At 66.3% G+C, this 19,549-nt stretch carries 17 protein-coding genes and 2 riboswitches; of the genes, 1 reads left to right on the top strand and 16 read right to left on the bottom strand.

Annotation, left to right across the window (positions count from 1 at the left end; translation table 11 throughout):
- Positions 1 to 7: 7 nt before the first annotated feature.
- The 5 genes from cobF to cbiE are packed head-to-tail and all read right to left on the bottom strand — an operon-like array spanning position 8 to position 4,416.
- Positions 8 to 754, bottom strand: coding sequence for a precorrin-6A synthase (deacetylating) (gene cobF / locus NUH86_RS18675; RefSeq protein WP_267252816.1), 747 nt, complete (start codon positions 752 to 754; stop codon positions 8 to 10).
- Positions 751 to 2,070: a cobyrinate a,c-diamide synthase gene (locus NUH86_RS18670; RefSeq protein WP_267252815.1), complete on the bottom strand. Its 1,320-nt coding sequence runs from the start codon at positions 2,068 to 2,070 to the stop codon at positions 751 to 753. Before NUH86_RS18670 ends, cobF begins: the two co-directional genes overlap by 4 nt.
- Positions 2,067 to 2,849, bottom strand: coding sequence for a precorrin-4 C(11)-methyltransferase (gene cobM / locus NUH86_RS18665; protein WP_267252814.1), 783 nt, complete (start codon positions 2,847 to 2,849; stop codon positions 2,067 to 2,069). Before cobM ends, NUH86_RS18670 begins: the two co-directional genes overlap by 4 nt.
- Positions 2,846 to 3,211 (bottom strand): cobalamin biosynthesis protein, encoded by a 366-nt coding sequence (locus NUH86_RS18660; protein WP_267252813.1) that lies wholly within the window; start codon positions 3,209 to 3,211, stop codon positions 2,846 to 2,848. Before NUH86_RS18660 ends, cobM begins: the two co-directional genes overlap by 4 nt.
- On the bottom strand, positions 3,208 to 4,416 hold the full coding sequence (gene cbiE / locus NUH86_RS18655; RefSeq protein ID WP_267252812.1) for a precorrin-6y C5,15-methyltransferase (decarboxylating) subunit CbiE: 1,209 nt from the start codon (positions 4,414 to 4,416) through the stop codon (positions 3,208 to 3,210). The genes NUH86_RS18660 and cbiE overlap by 4 nt, the downstream gene beginning before the upstream one ends.
- Here cbiE and NUH86_RS18650 point away from each other — a divergent pair.
- Positions 4,415 to 5,164, top strand: a complete 750-nt coding sequence (locus NUH86_RS18650; protein ID WP_267252997.1) for a cobalt-precorrin-6A reductase — start codon at positions 4,415 to 4,417, stop codon at positions 5,162 to 5,164. The genes cbiE and NUH86_RS18650 overlap by 2 nt on opposite strands.
- On the opposite strand, the gene cobJ is transcribed toward NUH86_RS18650, so the two are convergent.
- The 11 genes from cobJ to NUH86_RS18595 form a co-directional block, all read right to left on the bottom strand.
- Positions 5,140 to 5,889 carry a precorrin-3B C(17)-methyltransferase gene (cobJ, locus tag NUH86_RS18645; protein ID WP_267252811.1) on the bottom strand — a complete coding sequence of 250 codons (750 nt, stop codon included), beginning with the start codon at positions 5,887 to 5,889 and terminating at the stop codon, positions 5,140 to 5,142. The genes NUH86_RS18650 and cobJ overlap by 25 nt on opposite strands.
- Positions 5,886 to 6,605, bottom strand: a complete 720-nt coding sequence (gene cobI / locus NUH86_RS18640) for a precorrin-2 C(20)-methyltransferase (protein WP_267252810.1) — start codon at positions 6,603 to 6,605, stop codon at positions 5,886 to 5,888. Before cobI ends, cobJ begins: the two co-directional genes overlap by 4 nt.
- Positions 6,602 to 7,231: a precorrin-8X methylmutase gene (locus tag NUH86_RS18635; protein WP_267252809.1), complete on the bottom strand. Its 630-nt coding sequence runs from the start codon at positions 7,229 to 7,231 to the stop codon at positions 6,602 to 6,604. The genes cobI and NUH86_RS18635 overlap by 4 nt, the downstream gene beginning before the upstream one ends.
- Positions 7,231 to 8,295: a cobalamin biosynthesis protein CobG gene (locus tag NUH86_RS18630; RefSeq protein WP_267252996.1), complete on the bottom strand. Its 1,065-nt coding sequence runs from the start codon at positions 8,293 to 8,295 to the stop codon at positions 7,231 to 7,233. Before NUH86_RS18630 ends, NUH86_RS18635 begins: the two co-directional genes overlap by 1 nt.
- Positions 8,296 to 8,466: 171 nt before the next feature.
- A riboswitch (cobalamin riboswitch) is annotated at positions 8,467 to 8,680 on the bottom strand.
- A 90-nt stretch (positions 8,681 to 8,770) separates the two neighbouring features.
- Entirely contained in the window at positions 8,771 to 9,361 is a 591-nt protein-coding gene (bluB, locus tag NUH86_RS18625) for a 5,6-dimethylbenzimidazole synthase (protein ID WP_267252995.1), read from the bottom strand.
- 35 nt (positions 9,362 to 9,396) lie between these two features.
- The gene (cobO, locus tag NUH86_RS18620; protein ID WP_267252808.1) at positions 9,397 to 10,002 is read right to left on the bottom strand and encodes a cob(I)yrinic acid a,c-diamide adenosyltransferase; all 606 of its coding nucleotides are present in this window, start codon (positions 10,000 to 10,002) and stop codon (positions 9,397 to 9,399) included.
- Positions 9,999 to 13,751: a cobaltochelatase subunit CobN gene (gene cobN, locus NUH86_RS18615; protein ID WP_267252807.1), complete on the bottom strand. Its 3,753-nt coding sequence runs from the start codon at positions 13,749 to 13,751 to the stop codon at positions 9,999 to 10,001. The genes cobO and cobN overlap by 4 nt, the downstream gene beginning before the upstream one ends.
- A complete protein-coding gene (gene cobW / locus NUH86_RS18610) occupies positions 13,751 to 14,809 on the bottom strand; it encodes a cobalamin biosynthesis protein CobW (protein ID WP_267252806.1) in 1,059 nt (352 codons plus the stop codon). The genes cobN and cobW overlap by 1 nt, the downstream gene beginning before the upstream one ends.
- Positions 14,806 to 15,873 (bottom strand): HoxN/HupN/NixA family nickel/cobalt transporter, encoded by a 1,068-nt coding sequence (locus tag NUH86_RS18605; protein WP_267252805.1) that lies wholly within the window; start codon positions 15,871 to 15,873, stop codon positions 14,806 to 14,808. Before NUH86_RS18605 ends, cobW begins: the two co-directional genes overlap by 4 nt.
- Before the next feature lie 154 nt (positions 15,874 to 16,027).
- A riboswitch (cobalamin riboswitch) is annotated at positions 16,028 to 16,256 on the bottom strand.
- Positions 16,257 to 16,365: 109 nt separating this feature from the next.
- Positions 16,366 to 16,608, bottom strand: coding sequence for a hypothetical protein (locus tag NUH86_RS18600; protein WP_046763988.1), 243 nt, complete (start codon positions 16,606 to 16,608; stop codon positions 16,366 to 16,368).
- Between the two features lie 187 nt (positions 16,609 to 16,795).
- Positions 16,796 to 19,225, bottom strand: a complete 2,430-nt coding sequence (locus NUH86_RS18595; RefSeq protein ID WP_267252804.1) for a TonB-dependent receptor — start codon at positions 19,223 to 19,225, stop codon at positions 16,796 to 16,798.
- Between the last annotated feature and the right edge of the window lie 324 nt (positions 19,226 to 19,549).

Below are 19,549 nucleotides of genomic sequence, written 5' to 3'. Positions count from 1 at the left end.
AGGGCTGTCAGACCGGGCCGCGCTTGCGTAAAAGGTAGATGTCCATGATCCAGCCATGCGCCTGGCGGAGCGCGGCGCGGCGTTGGATGATTTCCGGTCCGGCCACGGTCAGCGGCCCCTGTGCGAGCGTCTCTTGCGGCATGCCCAGATAGGCGCCCCACCATATATCGATGCCCTCGGCCGGCAGGGTCTGGAAGGCGCAATGGCCGTCCAGCATGACGACCAGGCTGTCGGCGCCATCCGGCCAGCCCTGTTCGCGGAGGCGGCGGCCGGTCGTGATCAGCACCGGCTCGGCAAGATCGTTGAGGCAGATGGCATGGGCGGCGGTCAGCACCTGGATGCTGGTGATGCCGGGAACGACCCGGACCTCGACATCCGGCAGGCGCGCGGCGATGCGCAGGCTGCTGTCGTAAAGCGACGGATCGCCCCAGACCAGCAGCGCAAGCGTGCCGCCGTCGGGAAGGCGCGCTGTAATCTGCTCCATCCAGAGCGCGGCGATGGCGTCGTGCCAACCTATGACCGCGCCGACATAATCATGCCGGTCGTCGCGCAGGGGCATGTCGAATTCCACAATCTGGACCGGGTTGGTCAGCAGTTCGGCGCAGATGGCGCGGCGCAGGTCGATGAGGTCCGATTTCGCGTCGCCCTTGCGCGGCAGCAGGATCAGGTCGGCGGCGTTCATCGCCTTCGCCGCCGCGAAGGTAAGGTGGTCGGGATTGCCCGTGCCGATGCCGATGAGGTGGAGGATGATCATGGGACGGCTGCCGATGCGGGTGCGATGAGGTGGAAGAAGCTGCCGGTGACGTTGCCGCGACGCGATCCGGTGGATGCGACGGCATTGCCCTCCGCATCGGTGACGCGGGCGAGCGGGCTGTCGGGCTGCTCGACGATGGTGGAATAGTGGAATTCATGGCCGTTCAGCAGAGCGCCCGCAAGCATGCCGCCCATGGGCGCAAGCAGCCGCGCCCGGCGATAGCCCAGATGCAGGCGACGCTCCGCAAAGCTGGTGATGAGGCCGAGCAGACCCGCCATGGCGTGCGCCTGGCCCTGCGCGTCGACCAGCGCTTGTCCCAGGACCATATAGCCGCCGCATTCGCCATGGATCGGGCGATCCTGCGCGTGGCGGCGCAGGCCCGAGAGGAAATGATACGCATGCGCGATGCGGGCGGCGTGCAGTTCGGGATAGCCGCCGGGGAGCCAGACGGCGTCGGCATCGGCGGCGGGCGCTTCATCGGCAAGAGGCGAGAAGGGCAGGATTTCCGCGCCCGCGGCGCGCCAGTCGGACAGGAGATGCGCGTAGGTGAAGGAAAAGGCCTCGTCCTGGGCGATGGCGATGCGCTGGCCGGGCGGGAGCATGGATGGGGCTGCGCGATGGTCTTGCGTTGTCGCTGGGCGAGCAGCTTCGCGGATCGCGATGAGGTCGACATGCGCCGCCACGATGTCGGCCATGCGGTCGATGGTTCCGTCGAGATCGGCCTGCTCGGCGGCCTGAACCAGTCCCAGATGGCGCTCAGGCAAGCCGAGTTCTGCTGAGCGAGGGATGGCGCCGAGAACGGCTATGCCCGCCTGCTTCATGGCGGCGCGGATCAGCCGTTCATGGCGTTCGCTGGCGACATGGTTCAGGATCACGCCCGCCATGGCGACATCGGAACGCAGGTTCCGGAAACCGCTGGCGATGGCGGCGGCGGACTGGCTCTGGCCCGACACGTCCATGACCAGGACGACCGGCCAGCCCAGCAGGGCGGCGATGTCGGCGCTGGCGCCTGTGCCCGCTTCTCCGCTGGCGGGCGCGCCGTCGAACAGGCCCATCACGCCTTCGGCCAGGATGAGGTCGGCGTCCGGATCGCACGCGATGGCGGCGATCCGCGAACGGGTCATCGCCCAGCTATCGAGGTTGAAGGACGGGCGACGGGCGGCGGCCTGCTGGAAGGCGGGGTCGATATAGTCGGGGCCGGACTTGAACGGCTGCACCCTCAGCCCCATGCGGGCAAAGGCGCGCAGCAGGCCCAGCGTGACGGTCGTCTTGCCCGATCCGGACCGGGGCGCGGCGATGAGCAGGCCGGGCGTCATGGCTTGTCGATGAAGACGGAATCGGCGGTGGCCGGGCGGAAACGGCGGTCATAGCCGGGCGCGTAGAGGCTGCTTTCCGGGAAATCCCGATTGTCCAGCACCGGGCCGACCAGAATGATGGCGGTGCGTTCAGGCCCGTCTGCGGCGGCTTCCGCGATCGTGCCGAGCGTGGCGCGGACGATCCGCTGGTCGGGCCAACTGGCGCGCCAGACCACGGCCACCGGGCATTGGGCGCCATAAAGCGGCGTCAGGTCGCGCACCACCTGGACGAGATTGTGGATCGAAAGATGGATGGCGAGCGTGGCGCCGGTCGCGCCGAAGGCGGTCAGGCTTTCGCCCGGCGGCATGGCGCTGGCTCGACCGGGCGTGCGGGTCAGGACGAGCGACTGGCCGAGTTCGGGCAGGGTCAGTTCAGCGCCGATGGCGGCGGCGGCGGCGGCGAAGGAGGGGACTCCCGGCGTGATGTCATAGGGGATGCCAAGCGCTTTCAGGCGGCGAATCTGCTCCCCCATGGCCGACCAGACCGACAGGTCGCCGGAATGGAGGCGGGCGATGTCCTGCCCTGCTTCATCGGCCTCGGCCATGATGGCGATGATTTCGTCCAGGGTGAGCGGCGCGGTGTTCACGATCCGCGCATCCGGCGGGCAATGATCCAGCAAGGCGGCGGGCACCAGCGATCCGGCATGGAGGCAGACGGGGCAGCCAGCGATCAGGTCGCGCCCGCGCAGGGTGATGAGATCGGGCGCGCCGGGGCCGGCACCGATGAAATGGACCGTCATGGGGCATGGCTTTCGGCAAGGGCGCAACTCGCGAGGCGATCGGACGAGAAGGCGCGGGGGGCGAGAAGGCGGGCTTTGGGGGCAAGGGCGGCGAGAGCGGCGGCTTCGGCCACGCTGCCGGTGCCATAGGCCGCGACGCTGGCGGGGGATCGGGTGAGAGTGGATTGATCCGCCAGCCGGTCCGCCGGGATGGCGATGAGGGGGAGGGCGAGCTTGTAAGCCAGGGGCGCGAGTTGGTCCGCCTTGCGGTCGAGCGTGGCGAGCGCGTCCACGGCGATCAGGGCGCCCGTCGCCTCCTTCAGCGCGGATTCCAGCGAAGCGAGGGATGCGCTTTGGCGAAATCCGAAACCGGCGACGATCATAGCGTGATGCTCCATTGCACCAGCGGGTAGGCGGCGCGCCAGCCGCGACGGGTGCCGAGGGGGGTGGCCTGCGCGAGTTCGATGCGCAGCAGGTCGCCGCCTTCGTCCGCATGCCATTGGGCGAGCAGCGCTTCGGATTCGAGCGTGACGGCATTGGCGACGAGGCGTGTGGGGCCGCCCGGCAAGGCGAACAGGGTTTCCAGCAAGGACTGGCTGAGACCGCCGCCGATGAAGATGGCGTCGGGGCGGGTTCGGCCATTCAGAATATCCGGCGCTCTGCCTTCGATGACGGTCAGGCGATCCGCGCCCAGGGCCAGGGCGTTGGCGCGGGCGCGGGCGGCGCGTTCGGGATCGGCTTCGAAGGCGATGGCGGCTGTGGAGGGGTGGGCGAGCAGCCATTCTATGGCGACTGAGCCGGACCCTGCGCCTATGTCCCATAATGTTTCATAGGGGTGGGGAGCCAATGCGGACAGGGTGAGGGCGCGGGCTGGGCGTTTGGTGATCTGGCCGTCATGGTCGAACCAGTCGTCGGGGATGCCGCTGGAGCGAGGGAGCGTTCGTCCTTCGCCTGCCAAGGTCAGGCCTACCGCGACAGGGTGGGCGATGTCGGTCAGGTTCGGCATTTCCGCCGTGCATTGGCGGATGCGCTCGCGGGGGCCGCCCAGCGCTTCCAACACATGCAATGTCGAGGCGCCGAAGCCTTGCTCCGTCAGCCAGGCGGCCAGTTCGCCCACTGCCGCGCCGTCGCGAAGCAGCAGGATGGCGCGGCGGCCGGGCGCGAGGCTGGGGCGCAGCCGCGTCAGCGGCGCGGCGTGGAGGCCGTGGCATTCCACATGCTGAAGCGGCCAGCCGAGCCGGGCGGCGGCGAGGGTGAAGGCGGATGGCGCAGGGTGCGCGATCCATTCCTGCGGTTCCAGATGCCGCGTGATGCTGGCGCCCGCACCGAACCAGAAGGGATCGCCCGATGCGAGCATGACGGTCGGCTGCCCGCGCCGGGACAGCAGCATTTGCGTGCCGGTTTCGAACGGGACTGGCCAGGTCAGGGTTTCCGCCCTAAGGGCGGGGAGCAGCGCGAGATGACGCGGCGCTCCCATGATGAGCGCGGCTTCGTCCAGCGCGGCGCGGGCGGCGGACGACAGGCCATCCGGACCGTCTTCCCCTATCCCTACTATCGTCAGCCAAGGACTATCAGGAGCGCCGGGCATTTCCAACATCCTCATATTGGGCGGGACGACTGAGGCCAGCGCGCTGGCCTCGGCATTGGCCGAACGGGGAGCGCGGGCGGTCCTGAGCTATGCCGGGCGCACGGATCGGCCGCGTGCACAGCCGGTGCCGGTGCGCGTCGGCGGCTTTGGCGGCGTTTCGGGACTGGTTCGCCATTTGCGGGACGAGGGCGTCACCCATCTGGTCGACGCGACCCACCCCTTTGCCGCGACGATGAGCGAACATGCCGTGGCGGCTGCACGAGAGACCGGGGTGCCGCATATCATGCTGACCCGCCCGCCATGGATCGCGGCGGAGGGAGATCGCTGGACCCATGTGCCCGACATCGCCGGGGCGCTCGCCGCGCTCAAGGGGCCTGCCCGCAATGTGATGCTGGCGCTGGGGCGGATGCATGTGGATGCCTTCGCCGCGCAGCCGCAGCATCATTATCTGTTGCGCTTCGTCGACGCGCCGGTCGTTGCGCCTGGGCTGCCCCGTCACGCGCTGGTGATCGACCGGGGGCCTTTCACGGTCGAGCGGGACATGGGGTTGATGCGCGATCATGGCATCGACTGCGTCGTCTCGAAAAATGCGGGCGGCGGTGGTGCGCAAGCCAAGATCATCGCGGCGCGGACGCTGGGATTGCCGGTCGTGATGATCGACCGGCCGCCCGCTCCCGCCGCGCAAGTGACGCATGAAGTCGCCGGGGTGCTGGAATGGCTGGGTCATGCGGCGGAGCGCGGGGTGTAGAGGATCGGTTGGCCGGGCCGCTCGATCAGGCGGGTGCGGCTGGACCCGACGATGACGACCGTGCGCATGTCGGCCATGTCCGGGGTCGCCTGGCCCAAGGGGACGATGCGCAGGCTCTCTTCCGGCGTCGAGACGGCGCGGGCGAAGAGGATGAGGCGATCTTCGCCGCATTCCTCCCGCAATATGGTGAGGGCGTGGCCAAATCCCTCCGGGCGGGACCGGGAACGCGGATTGTAGAAGGCCATGGCGAAGTCGGCCTGCGCGGCCAGGCGCAGGCGGCGCTCGATCAGCGGCCAGGGCTTGAGATTGTCGGACAGGTTGATGGCGCAGAAATCATGGCCGAGCGGCGCGCCCGCCCTTGCGGCGGCGGCGAGCATGGCGGTGATGCCGGGAAGGACGCGGATGTCGAGGGCGCGCCAGTCCTCCGGACCCGCTTCGAGGGCTTCGAACAGGGCGGAAGCCATGGCGAAGACGCCGGGATCGCCGGAGGATACGACCGCCACGCGCTTTCCTTGCGCGGCCAGCGTCAACGCATGGACCGCTCGCTCCAGTTCAACGCGGTTGTCCGTGGCATGGAGCGTCAGGCCGGGACGTTCGGCGATGCGGGCGACATAGGGGATATAGCCGATAACATCGGTCGCCTCCGCCAGCGCGTCCGACACTTCCGGCGTGATGAGCGCGTCCGCGCCGGGGCCAAGACCCGCTATGGCAATCCAGCCGGTCATGGGCGGCGGCCCTGCCCGTGGATCAGCAGGATCGAGAAATAGGCGGTGACGTCGGTCGCTTCGGTCAATGGCGTGATCCGCTGATCGGCCATGGTCGCATATTCGACCAGCCAGGCGCAGTCCCGCTTGCCTGCGGCTTCGACGGCGCGGCGCAGCTTGGGCAGGTTGCGACCGATCTTCATGACAACCAGCGCATCGGTGTCGTGGATGCGGCGGGCCAGTTCCTCTTCGGGGAGGGTCGCCATCAGCACCGTCGTCACATCGTCGCCCCAACTGATCGGCGTGCCGCTGGCGGTCCAGGCGCCGGACATGCCGGTGATGCCGGGGACGATCCTGACCGGCGCGGCCAGGCGGCTGTGCAGGTGCATGAAGCTGCCGTAGAAAAAGGGGTCGCCTTCGCAGAGGACCACGACATCCTTTCCACTGGCGGAAAGCCCGTCCAGATGGGCGGTGCAATCGGCATAGAAGCCGGACAGGACTTCATTATAGCGCGGGTCGGACAGCGGAATTTCCGTCGTCACCGGATATTCCATTGGAAATTCCACCGCGTCGGGGCGCAGCATGCCCTCCACGATCCGGCGGGCATGGCCGGATTTTCCCCTCTTGCGGAAATAAGCGACGTGGCGGGCTTCGCGGATCAGGCGGTCGGCGCGGACGCTCATCAAGTCCTGCGCGCCGGGGCCGAGGCCCACGCCGTGGATGGTGCCTTGGGTCATTCCGCCGCGCTCGCTATCGCATTGATCGCCGCGACCGTGATGGCGCTGCCGCCCAGGCGGCCCTCCACGATGCAGCAGGGGACGGGCTGGCTCTGCCAGAGCGCTTCCTTGGACTCCGCCGCGCCGACGAAGCCGACCGGGCAGCCGATGATCGCGGCGGGGCGGGGACAGGCGGGGTCTTCCAGCATGTCGAGCAGATGGAAAAGCGCCGTGGGCGCATTGCCGATCGCGACCAGCGCGCCCTCCAGATGCGGACGCCACAGTTCTAGCGCGGCGGCGGAGCGGGTGTTGGACATTTCCGCCGCCAGCGCAGGCACCTGGGGATCGTTCAGGGTGCAGAGGATCGGATTGGCGGCAGGCAGGCGCTTGATGGTGATGCCTTCGGACACCATGCGGGCGTCGCAGAGGATCGGCGCGCCTGCCCCGAGCGCAGCGATGGCGGCCTGCGCGAAGCTTGGGGAAAAGCGGATTTGGGGAGCGAGGTCGACCAGTCCCGCCGCGTGGATCATGCGCACGGCGATGCGCTCCTCCTCCGTCGAGAAGCGGGCGAGATCGGCTTCGGCGCGGATGGTGCGGAAGGATTGGCGGTAGATGGCGGCGCCGTCGGTTTCGTAGATATGGGGCATTAGCGGCTTCCGAAGTGGGCGAGAATCTGGTCGGGGGAGAGGTCCGTCTTTTCCGGAGGCGATCCGGCGCGGGCTTTGCGGGCAAGGTCGAAGCGGCCTTGGCGGCCCGTGAGGACGATGTCGGCGGTGCGGGGCGAAGCGCAGCCCTTGGCGCAGCCGGAAATATGGAGCGAGCCATCGACAAGAGAGGCGAGGCGGGCCGCGAGGTCGCGGGTCGGGACGCTTGCCTGCGGGCAGGCTGGCGCGCCGGGACAGGCATCCACGCGGAGCAGCGGGTCGGTGAAGGCGTGATCCGGGCTGGCCGTGCCGCCTTCCAGGATCAGTCCGCGCCACGGAGTGAGACGCAGCGCGGTGACGCCTGGCTGCCCGGCCAATGCGGCGAGCCTGTCGTCGCCGAGTTGGCCGAAGGGGATGCCGTGGAAGGGGCCGGGGGCTTGCGCCAGAAGCTGCCGGAGCGAGCGGGAAGGTGCCGGCGCGATGTTCTGCGTGAGGGGCAAGGGCGCCTTGTGCCGGCTCATGCGCCCGGAACTGGCGCCACCCGTTTCGATGAACCAGCGGGCCATGGCGATCAGGCCCTGCGCCGCCGTTTCGGGGCTGGTCGGGACGCCGATGGCGCGGCCTTCGGCGCGGAGCAGCAGGGCGCCGGACTCGCTGCGCTCCACGCGAAAATCGGCGGGAACATGGGCTAGGCCGGGCGCGGGGCCGGTGTCGATGGCGATGCCGATCTTCGGAGGGAGTTCGGGGAAATCATCGATGCGGGCGGTCAGGTCTTGCGCGATGCGGACTGTATCGTCGTCGGGTTCCCAGTCGGGTGTCAGGAGGAAATTGCGGCGCGCTTCATGGGCCGGATCGGGATCTGTGAGGCCCAGGGCGATAAGTTGTTCGAGCAGTGCCGGATGGCTCTGCTCCGTCACGCCGCGGACCTGAAGCGCGGCCCGGTTGGTAAGGTCGATCTGGCCGTTGCCGTGGCGGCGGGCGGCATCGCTGAGACCCATGGCCTGCGCGGCGGTCAGGCGTCCGAGCGGGGGACGGACGCGCACCAGCAGGCCGTCGCCCGCCCGCATCGGGCGCCATGCCGTGGGACACCAGCCGCGAACGGCGGCGTGGGCGCTTGGCGCGTCTGGCACTGGAATTCACCTCCCACGTCGCAACGACGACTGGAGGATGTCTCCCCCAATCGCTTATCCGTCGCTCGTGCGGAGAACCGAGCCGTGACCATCCCCTGGACCATGGCTAGAGCGACCCTTGCGTTCGGCAGGTCTCCTGGCTTGCGGGTCATAGCGTTGGCAGGGGCCTTCCCGGATCGCTCCAGTGGCTGGCCCTTTTGGGGCCGGTCCTTGCCTTGCTCGCCGCTCACAGTTGCAGGGACAGCCACGGATTAGGGAGTTTCCTCCCGCACCGCGTTCCCATTTAAGCCCCTTGCGGGGCACCGACGCGATCGATGGAGCGGGCATAGCCCGTTCCGGATGCGGTTCATAAGCGCAGAGTCGGGGAAAGGGAAGTGATCTTCACTCCTCTCCCGCCTGCGGGAGGGGAGTGTTAGCGGTTGACGATTGTCGAATGCCAGTCCGTCCGATATTCCCAGCCGCGCCGTTCCAGTTCCGGGGTCGCCTCCTCGCTTTCCGGATAGCCCAGGCACAGCAGGCCGAGGCAGCGCCAGTTTTCAGGAACTTCCAGCATCGCGTCGACCGTGGGGCGGTCCAGAATCGATATCCAGCCCATGCCGATCCCGCGCGTGCGGGCGGCAAGCCAGATGGTGTGGATCGCCATCACGCAGCTATAGCGGCGCGCTTCCGGCATGGTGATCGCGCCCAGCTTGTGGCCGGTTTCGGTGCCTTCGTCGCAATAGACGGCGAACAGCACCGGCGCCTCCCACAGGCCGTGCAGCTTCAGGCTGCGGTATAGCCTGTCCTCATCGCCCTTGTAGATCTGGCCTGCCTTGACGATCTGCGCATCGACATGGGCGGCGAGTCGCTCGCGCAAGGCGGGCGTCTCGATCCGGACGAAGCGCCAGGGTTGCGACAGCCCCACCGAAGGCGCGCTGTGGGCGAGGGCGAGCAGTTGCTCGACCTCCTGCTCATCCAGCGGATCGGTGAGGAAATGGCGTACGTCGCGGCGAAGATGGACCAGATCCTCGAAGGCGGCGATGTCGAAGGCGGTGCGTGTCAGAATTCGATTCCTGCCTGAGCCTTCACGCCGCTGCGGAAGGGATGTTTGACAAGGGTCATTTCGGTGACGAGATCGGCCGCCTCGATCAGCGCGTCGGGCGCGTTGCGGCCGGTGATGAGGACATGCTTCATCGCGCTTCTGGCAGTCACGGCTTCCAGCACCTCTTCAAGCGGCAGATAGTCGTAACGCAGGACGATATTGAGTTCATCGGCAAGGACCATATCATAGGCCGGATCGGCGATCATCCGTTTGACTTCATCCCATGCTTCGCGGGCAAGGGCAATGTCCCGCGTCCGGTCCTGCGTGTTCCAGGTGAAGCCTTCACCCATGGGCTTGAATTCGACATTGTCGGGAAACGCATCGAAAACGGTTTTTTCTCCCGTCGTCATGGCGCCTTTCACGAACTGGACGACGCCGACCTTCCGGCCGTGGCCGATGGCGCGGACGACCATGCCCAGCGCGGCGGTCGTCTTGCCCTTGCCCTTGCCGGTGTGGACGATCAGCAGGCCCTTTTCCTGGGTCTTGGTCGCCATGATCTTGTCATGGGCGGCCTGTTTCTTCTTCATCTTTTCGGCATGCTGTTCGGGGGTGCGTTCGATCATGGGCGATCTTCCTTGATTTGGGCCAGCAACATGGCGGCGCTGTTCGATTTGGGTTTCCAAAGGGCGCGGTCGAGCGCTTCGTGGAGGCGGGCTGCGGTTTCGCGCAGGGCGGCGGGGTTGGCATCCGCCATGAAGGCGCGCACCGTCTCGTCTTCGATGAAGGCGGCGTGGACCGCGTCGAAATGATGGTCCTTCACGGCGTGGGTGGTGGCGGCGAAGGCGAAGAGATAATCGACCGAGGCGGCGATTTCGAACGCGCCCTTGTAACCGTGGCGCATCATGCCCGCGATCCATTTGGGGTTGGTGACCCGCGCTCTCACGATACGGCCGATTTCATCCTCCAGCGTGCGGATGACCGGGCGTTCGGGGCGGCTGTGGTCGTTATGGTAGCTGAGCGGCTTCCTGCCGGAAAGATGTTCGACGGCGGCGGCTATGCCCCCCTCGAACTGGTAATAATCGTCGCTGTCGAGCAGGTCATGCTCGCGATTGTCCTGGTTCTGGATCAGGGCGTCGGCCTGGGTCAGGCGTTCCGCGAAAAGGCTGCGTTCGGCTTCGCCCTCGACCCCGCCGCCATAGGCATAGCTGCCCCAGTCGAGATAGACATTGGCGAGGTCGGCGCGGTCGTGCCAGATCTTCTCGTCGATCATCGCCTGGAGGCCCGCGCCATAGGCGCCGGGTTTCGAGCCGAAGATGCGGGCGCCTGCGCGGCGCCGGGCGGCCTTTTCGGGCGTGCCTTCTGCGATCAGGGTGGCGGTTTCGGCGCGGTGGCGGGCGGCGGCGGGATTGTCCTCCTCCGGTTCGTCCAGCGCCATGACGGCGCGGGCGGCGCTGTCCAGCAGGTCGATCTGTTCCGGGAAGGCATCGCGGAAAAAGCCGGAGACGCGGAAAGTGACATCCACTCTCGGTCGGTTCAGTTCCGCGATCTTCATCACTTCGAAACCGATGACCCGTCCGGAAGCCCACTCCCAGCGCGGGCGGACGCCCATCAGGGCCAGGGCCTGGGCGATGTCGTCGCCGCCGGTGCGCATATTGGCGGTGCCCCAGGCGGAAAGGGCGATGGCGCGGGGATAATCCCCCTCGCGCTGGAGATAGTCCTGCACGATGAGATCGGCGGAGCGCTGGCCCAGATTCCAGGCCGCGACCGTGGGCATGGCGCGGGTGTCGACCGAATAGAAGTTGCGGCCGGTGGGGAGGACGTCGGGTCGGCCTCTGGTCGGTGCGCCCGAAGGGCCGGGGGCCACGAAATTGCCGTTGAGCGCTTTGAGGAGGGCGGTCCTTTCGGCTTCTCCGCAGGCGTCGACGCGGGGGGCGAGATCGGTTTCGACGGCCTTGAGCACGGCGGCGCTTTGCGGGCCGGGGGCTGGATCGCCGCTGTCGAGCAGATGGATGGCGTGGAGTTCGAGCCGTTCGACGGTGTCCCCGGTGGTGCGCCATGGGGCTTCGGTCAGGCCTTGAAGCGGTTCCGGGCGGAGGCCCGTCCAGGGCGCGCCCATGACGCAGTCGAGCGGGTCGAAATTCAGGGCGAGGTCGTCGGCAAGGGCGCGCAGGAGCGATTGCTGGCCATCGTCGTCCATGCCTCTGGGACAGCGGGCGAGCGCTATCAGAAGGTCGCGGCGAAGCGTGCCTTGCGGGCTTTGCGTGAAGATATGCAGGCCGTCGCGGATCTGCATCTCCTTCAGGTCGCACAGATAATTGTCGATCGCCGCCAAGGCGTCGTCCCCATTTCCTTGCGCGCCCGCATCCTTGTCCAGCCCCTGGGAGGCGGCGAGGGCGAGGATGTCCTTGCGCAGCGTTTCCAGGCGGCGCGGGTCCATGCCGGCGGCGAGGTAATATTCGTCGACCAGCGCCTCCAGCTCCTTCAGCGGGCCATAGGTTTCGGCGCGGGTCAGCGGCGGCGTCAGATGGTCGATGATGCAGGCGCCGATGCGGCGCTTGGCCTGGGTGCCTTCGCCGGGGTCATTGACGATGAAGGGGTAGATTTGCGGAATCGGTCCGGCGCAGATTTCGGGGAAGCAAGTCTCCGAAAGAGCGATGGCCTTGCCGGGGAGCCATTCCAGATTGCCGTGCTTGCCGACATGGACGACGGCCTGGACCCCGAATTCCCGCGCCAGCCAGATGTGGAAGGCGAGATAGGCGTGCGGCGGCGGCAGGGCGGGGTCGTGATAGCTGCTCTTCGGGTCGATATGGTAGCCGCGCGAGGGCTGGACCGCGACGGCGATGTTGCCGAAGCGGTGGACGGGCAGGCGGAAGGCGCCGTCGCGGCAGAAGGGATCGGATTCCGCATCGCCCCAACGCGCCTGCATGGCTTCGCGGGCGGTTTCCGGCAGAGTGGCGAAGACGGCGCGGTAATCCGCCAGGGGAAGGGAAGGGAAGGGCTTCGACAGGCTCATCCCGAATGGGGGATGGGTCGGGCGCGAAAGGTCGTTGGTCACGCCCTCCGTCAAATGGCGTATCAGGGCGGCTCCGTCGGTCGGCGCACCCGCGGTGGCGTAACCCGATTCCGTCAGCGCTCTCAATATGGCGGCGGCGCTGGCGGGCGTATCGAGTCCGACGCCGTTGCCGATCCGGCCATCCTTGTTGGGATAGTTGGCGAGGACCAGCGCGACGCGACGGTCCGCGACTGGCGTTTTCCGCAATTTAGACCAATTTGCAGTCAGTTGGGACACGAAGCTGACACGATCCGCCAATATTCGCGGAACGATGATGTCGCATTCCGTGCGCTGGTCGAAGCGGGCGGAGGCCTTGAAAGCGACGGCGCGGGTGAAGAGGCGGCCGTCCACTTCGGGAAGCGCGATGTGCATGGCAAGGTCGCGGGGGCCAAGGCCGCGTGCGCTCGCTTCCCAGGCGCCTTGTTCGGCGCTGGCGAAGATGGTCTGGAGGATCGGGCAGTCCGCCTGTTCGAGGATCGAGGGGGTGCGCGGTTCTCCGGGCGCGCTGGCGGCGAAGGCCGTGGCGTTGAGGATGACGTCCGGCGGGGTCTCGCCCATCAGGCCGTGGAGGAAGTCCCTGGCGAAGGGTTCGCGCAGCGCCCGGACGTGGACGGGTAGAACGTTGAGGCCCGCGGCTTCCAGACCGGCGATCATCGTATCAACCGCTTCGAGCGTCCCGGCGATCAGCAGGGCGCGGTAAAAGAGGAACAGCGCCGTGGGCTGGGCTGCTTTCCAACGGGCTTTCACCTGTTCCAGCGTGGGGCGGTCGGCGCCGGGAAGGTAAAGGCCGGCATCGGCCACGGGGATGGGGGCGTCGGGGACGCCCGCGTCGAAGCCCGCCAGGCGGGCGGCACTCTTGAGGAAGGCGATGGCATTGGGAATGCCGCCCTGCCGGAGATAGTCGCGGAGCCGCTCGCAGCTTTCCGCGGGCAGGGTGGAGGCGGCGCGCAGGTCGGGATCGTCTTCGCGCCCATCGGCTATGGCGGCGAAGGCAATGCCCCGTTCGCGAGCAATATTGGCAATTTCATCAATGCCATAGGGCCAGTAGCTCTTACCCCCTAGCAGGATCACGCAGACGAATTTGGCGTGGGCGATCACCTTTTCGACATAGAGGTCGACGGAATAGGGATGTTTGAGCTGGAGGAGATTGGCGAGGCGGATCGTGGGGCCTGCCTCGCCCAGCGCGGCGGCGGCGCTGGCGAAGCAGGCGAGTTCGCTGTCCGCCACCGTCAGCAGCACGATGTCGCCCGGCGATTGGCCGAGATCGATCGCTTCGTCGCCATTGGAGACGGCGCCGGGCGTGGCGGTCAGCAGGTGCATCAGGCGGGGACCGTCTGCGCTTTGAGAAGGCCCTCGATGGCGGCGCGGTCTAGGCCGGTCTGGCCGATCACGACCAGGCGCGAGGCGCGCGGTTCGCCCGCTTGCCATTGGCGGTCGTAATGATGCTGGATGCGGGGGCCGACAGCCTGGAGCACGAGGCGAGCGGGACGCCCCTTGATCGCGAGGAAGCCCTTCACCCGCAATATGTCGTGCGCGGCGATGGCTTCGCCCAAGGCCGCCAGCAGCGGTTCGGGACTGTCCAGTTCGCCCAGATCGATGATGAAACTCTCGAAATCATCATGATCATGGTCCTCCTCATTGTCGTGATGGGAGGGGCGGGCGTCGATCTGATCCTCCACGCCCGCGTCCAGGCCGAGCAGGATGGCGGGGTCGATTTCGCCCTTCGCCGTGCGGATGATGCGGACGCCAACGCGGGTTTCCCCGGCCAGATCGCGTTCCAGCATGGCGAGGGTGCCGGCATTGACCAGATCGGTCTTGTTGAGCAGGACCAGGTCGGCGCAGGCGAGCTGATCCTCGAACAGTTCCTCGATCGGGCTGTCATGGTCCAGCGTCGGGTCTGCGGCGCGGGCGGCGGCCAGCGCGGCTTCGTCATGGGCGAAGCGGCCTGACGCCAGCGCGTCGGCGTCGATCAGGGCGATCACCCCGTCCACGGTGGCGCGGGTGCGGATGTCGGGCCATTGAAAGGCCTTCACCAGCGGCTTGGGCAAGGCGAGGCCGGACGTTTCGATGATGATGTGATCGGGCGGGGTCGGCCGGTCGAGCAGCTTTTGCATGGTCGGCAGGAAATCGTCCGCCACGGTGCAGCAGATGCAGCCGTTCGCCAGTTCGATGATGTCCTCGTCCGGGCAGGCTTCGTCGCCGCAGCCCTGCACCAGTGCACCGTCGACGCCCACATCCCCGAATTCGTTGATGATGAGGGCGAAGCGGCGGCCGCCCGCATTTTCGATGAGGTGGCGGATCAGCGTGGTCTTGCCCGCGCCGAGAAAGCCGGTGATGACGGTGGCGGGGACTTTTTTTGCGGGGTTTCTGGGGGTCATGCGGGATTTCCTTGGGGTTCGAGAGCGACCTCGATCTTGTCGAAGCCCTTCCAGCGATAGATGATCCAACTCGCCAGCCAGCAGGCGGCGAACAGGCCGATGATGAAGAAACCGAGGCTGTTGAAATGTTCGCCAAGGTCGGCGGCAAGGGTCCAGACGCCGCCGGTAAGGCCGAGCTTGTCGCCGAGCAGCGCCGCAGCCTCGATCCCGCCGATGAGGATGGCGACCAGCGCCGAGACCAGCGTGATGGTGATGTTGTAGTAGAGTTTGCGGATCGGCTTCACGAACGCCCATTGATAGGCGCCCATCATCAGCGCACCGTCCGCCGTGTCGATCAGCGCCATGCCCGCCGCGAAGAGCAGCGGGAAAATGAGGACCGTCGAGATGGAAAGGCCGCTCGCCGCCTGTCCCGCCGACAGGCCCAGAATGGCGACTTCGGTGGCCGTGTCGAAACCCAGGCCGAAGAGAAAGCCAAGCGGGGCCATGTGCCAGCTTCGCGTCACCAGCCGGAAAAGCGGGCGGAAGATACGGGCGAGAAAGCCGCGATTGCCAAGAAGAATGTCCATATCTTCATCGACATAGGCTCCACCCTTGCGGACATGGTTGAAGCTCTTCAGAACCGATCTCAGGATGATGAGGTTCATCGCGGCGATGGCGAAGAGGAAGGTCGCGGACACGATGGTCGCGACGGTGCCGCCGATCGCGCCCACGGCCTCCACGCGGCTCAGCGCACTGGCGGCGATGGCGATGGCGACCGCGGCGATCAGGACGATGCCGCTATGGCCGATGGCGAACCAGAAGCCGACGGTCAGCGGGCGCTGGCCGTCCTGCATCAGTTTGCGGGTTACATTGTCGATGGCGGCGATATGGTCGGCATCGACGGCATGGCGCAGGCCCAGGCTCCAGGCGAGCAGCGCCGTGCCCAGCATCACGCTGTTGCCCGCGAAGAGGATGAGGGCCCACGCCCAGATGGCGAGATTGGCGGCGATCAGCGCGGCGAACATGCCAGTCGCGCGGCGGCGCAGGAGGCGCGGCGCAGGCGGCGCGGCGGATATTGTCGTCATAGGGATAGATCCCCCGTCGGCGTCGGCGAAACCGGACGGGAGCCGCCTTCATGCCGGGCGGACGCTCTTGCACCCGGCATGCGGACAGCAGCTCCCGCTGCGTAAAGCGTCGCTCAGACGGAGTACCGTGCCGCGGCCATCCCCTGGACCAAGGCAAGAGCGACCAGACGCAGGCAGGTTTCCTGGCTCACGGGTCATCGCTCGACGCATCGCCTTCCCAGGCCTCGCAGGATTTAGCGTCCGGCCCAGTGGCTGATCCCCCGGCGGTCCGGGAAATCGATATGCGTCTCGCTCACCGCTTACAGTTGCAGGGACAGCCGCGGATTCATCACCGCATTCCCTATTAAGCCCCTTGGGAGGGCACCGGCGCGATCGGTGAAAGCGGGCCAAGGCCAGCTTTCATGGCTGTGCATAGAGATTGAGAAGCAGAATGGGAAGGGGGTGCTTGATCGGCGGGATGCAGGAACCCGGTTCAGACGATGTGGCGGAAATTCAATGCATCTCCGCCTTCAGCCGGTCGACCAGCTTTTCGATCTCCCACGGCTCCAGCACCCAGGTCCGCGTCTTGCGGCCTTCGCGATGTACCGGCTGGGTCAGCAGGACGCGCGCCTGTTCCTTTGCATGGGGCTTGAAGATCGCGAAATGCTGGGCGCAATCGCGGATCGTGCCGATGATCGGGGCCTTGCCGTCCAGATCGATCATGGTGGCGGGCTGGTCCCAGGGGATATTGAGCATGAAATCTTCCTATTGTCGAAGGGCGCACGGGTGCGGACCGGCAAGGTCCGTTCATAACCGTCCTCCAGCAGATTACGGAAGGGGAACATACATCGCCAGTCGATCACCGCGACCATAATGGCGGATCGGCCGGGTGTATCGGTTAAAAAATGACGCCGGAAGCGGTCGGCTTCCGGCGTCCGGCAGGTCAGAAATCCTTGCGGACGGTCACGCCGATCTTGCGCGGGGTGCCGATATTATAGCCCAGACGGCCCCGGCCGCCGCGTTCGCGATCCAGGGAATAGAGCGCGTTTTCGTCGAACAGATTGTTGACGTAGAGCGTGACCGACAACCCGCTGTTCCAGCTTACCCCCGTCGACAGGTTGACCAGATTATAGGCGCCCAGCTTGTAGGAGCCGAAGTCGAAAGCGCCGGTGCCATTGGCGCCCGTGGCCGGATCATAATAGATGGAGTTGGGGAAACTGCCCGCGCCCGGTTCCTGATCGGCAAGCTGGGTATAGCGGTTGCCCACATGCTGAAGGCTGGCGGTGAAGGACCAGTCGGTTTCCGCCGCGATTTCCGCCGTATAGGTCGCCGCCGCCGCCATCTGGAACTTCGGTACGGTGGGCAGGCGGTTGCCCTTGCGGATGCCCGCGATGATCGCGCCGCCCGCGTCGGTGACGTTGCTGTCAATCTCCGATTCGATATAGCTGCCGCTCAAGGACAGGTCGAGATTGGGGGAGATGCGGGCGTTCAGTTCCGCTTCCAGGCCCGCCGTATGCGCCTTCGGCACGTTGAAGATGATGCGCGAGGAACAGCTTCCCGCATCCGCCGTGACCTGGAGATTCTTGATGTCGTTATAGAACACCGCCGCGTTGAAGGTCAGGCCGCCGCCCGACGCCTTGACGCCCGCTTCATAGTTCCAGAGCGTCTCATCCTCGAAAGTCGGGCGATTGCCGTAGGTGGCCGCATCCGGCCCGGTCGCGCCGCCGGTGCAGAGCGGCAGGTTCAGCGGATCGTTGACGCCGCCCAGGCGGAAGCCCTTGGACGCCTGGACGTTGAAGGTCAGGTCGCGATTGGCCTCATAGCTGGCGATGAAGCGGGGGGAAAAGCCGGTCGATCCGGTCTTGTCGCCCACGCGGTTGTCGCCATTGGGGAAGACGCCGCCGGTCTTGAAGTCGCGCTCTTCCTTGAAATCGTAATAGCGCCCGCCCGCCGTCAGCTTGAACTGGCCGAGTTTGTAGCTTGCCTCGCCGAAAGCGGCATATTGCTTGATGATGTAGGGGATGTCCGCATTATAGGGCGAGTTGAGGGGGAAGCCGTTGGCCGCCCCCGCCGAAGTGCCCGCGCCCAGCGCCGCGTCGATGAAGGCGTCATAGCCGGGGGTCGGCAGCCGCTGCTTATAATCGCGGTCGACATGGCTGTAGAAGCCGCCGACCACCCATTGGAATGGCCCGGCGCCGGTTGAGGCGAGCCGCAATTCCTGCGTCCATTGTTTGAGCTTGGTCGTGTCGCGCAGGTTCGACGGCAGATTGGCGATGGCGGGATTGACGCCAAATCTTTCAACGAAAGGCGTGATGGACACCGAGCCGGTAAGCGCCGACGCATCGCGGCTGACCAGGATATCGCGGTGGATATAGGTGGTGATGGAGGTCAGCGCCACGTCGGAACCGACATCGATGTTCGCGGTGAAGTCCGCCAGCGTGGTCTTGTCGCGGAATTCCTCCCGCAGCTTCAGATATTGGGTGCGCTCCGGCAGGATGTCGAGGGGGCTGATCAACTCGTTATAATAGAGATGATAGCTGTCCTCGCGGTTGAACCCGTTGGTCCTGATGTCCTGATAGATGATGCGCGGCGTCAGCTTGATCCCCGGCGCCGGTTCCCAGAGCAGGCTGAGCCGTCCGCCATAGCGGCGGCCGTCGTTGACGTTCTTGCCCCCCGCCGGGCCAATGGCGTCGATGAAGCCCGCATAATGTTCGGCATAGCCGACCGCGCGGATCGCCGCCGTCTCGCCCAGCGGCAGGTTGATCGCGCCCTTGCCCGAATAGCCGACATCCCCGCCCTTCAGGACGTTGACGCCGCCTTCCACCGTGCCTTCGGTCTGGCCGATCTTGGGCTGCTTGGTGATGTAGCGGACGGTGCCGCCTTCGGAACCGGAGCCGAACAGCGTGCCCTGCGGCCCGCGCAGCGTCTCCACGCGGTCAAGGTCGAACAGGTCGAAATCCGGCGTGAACAGCGACATGGAGATGACGGATTCGTCCAGATAGACGCCGACCTGTTCCTTGACGCCCGGCTGGTCGCGGACAACCTGACCCGCCGACACGCCGCGCACGGACACCTGGCTCTGGCCCGGCCCCAGATTCTGGACGGTCAGACCGGCGACGCTGCGCGACACATCCTCTATCGAGGTGGCACCCATGCGCTGCATCGCTTCGGCGGTCTGCGCGTTGATGGAAAAGGGAACGTTCTGGATCGATTCATTGCGCTTGGTCGCGGTAACGATGATTTCATTTCCAGACCAGTCGGACGCACTGTCCGTCACCTGGGCAGAGGTGACAGTAGACAATCCCGACAATGCAAGAGCAAGGCATGATGCGGACAGCCGCAATACGGATGTCCGGTGGGGAAATTCGTTCATTCCATCCTCCCTGTAGTAAATTTTATGCTATCTTTATTCGCCCGGCCAATGGTGATCTTGGATCATCAGGCGATATTCGCTTGCCGTTAATCTAGATCATGCTTTTCGCCTGATGCAATGAAAATTGCGTGGGCGTGATTGAATCTTACTCAACTGTAGCTTCCTTGCCTCACCCGACCGGTGGAGAGGGCGTGGCCCACCCCCTGACCCGCGCCTTTCGCCTTGCCGCGCACCGTAGGGCGGCGTTATGAGTGCGCCGGGTCATGGCTAAAGGGGGAGCCTTGCACGGACAAATCCGGCAAGCTTTGGGGGATAAGCCGTTGG

The sequence above is a fragment of the Sphingobium sp. JS3065 genome (assembly GCF_026427355.1).
Taxonomy (GTDB): Bacteria; Pseudomonadota; Alphaproteobacteria; order Sphingomonadales; family Sphingomonadaceae; genus Sphingobium.
The sequence above is the reverse complement of the archived record's forward strand: the minus strand, read 5'-3'. Positions and strand labels throughout refer to the sequence as shown.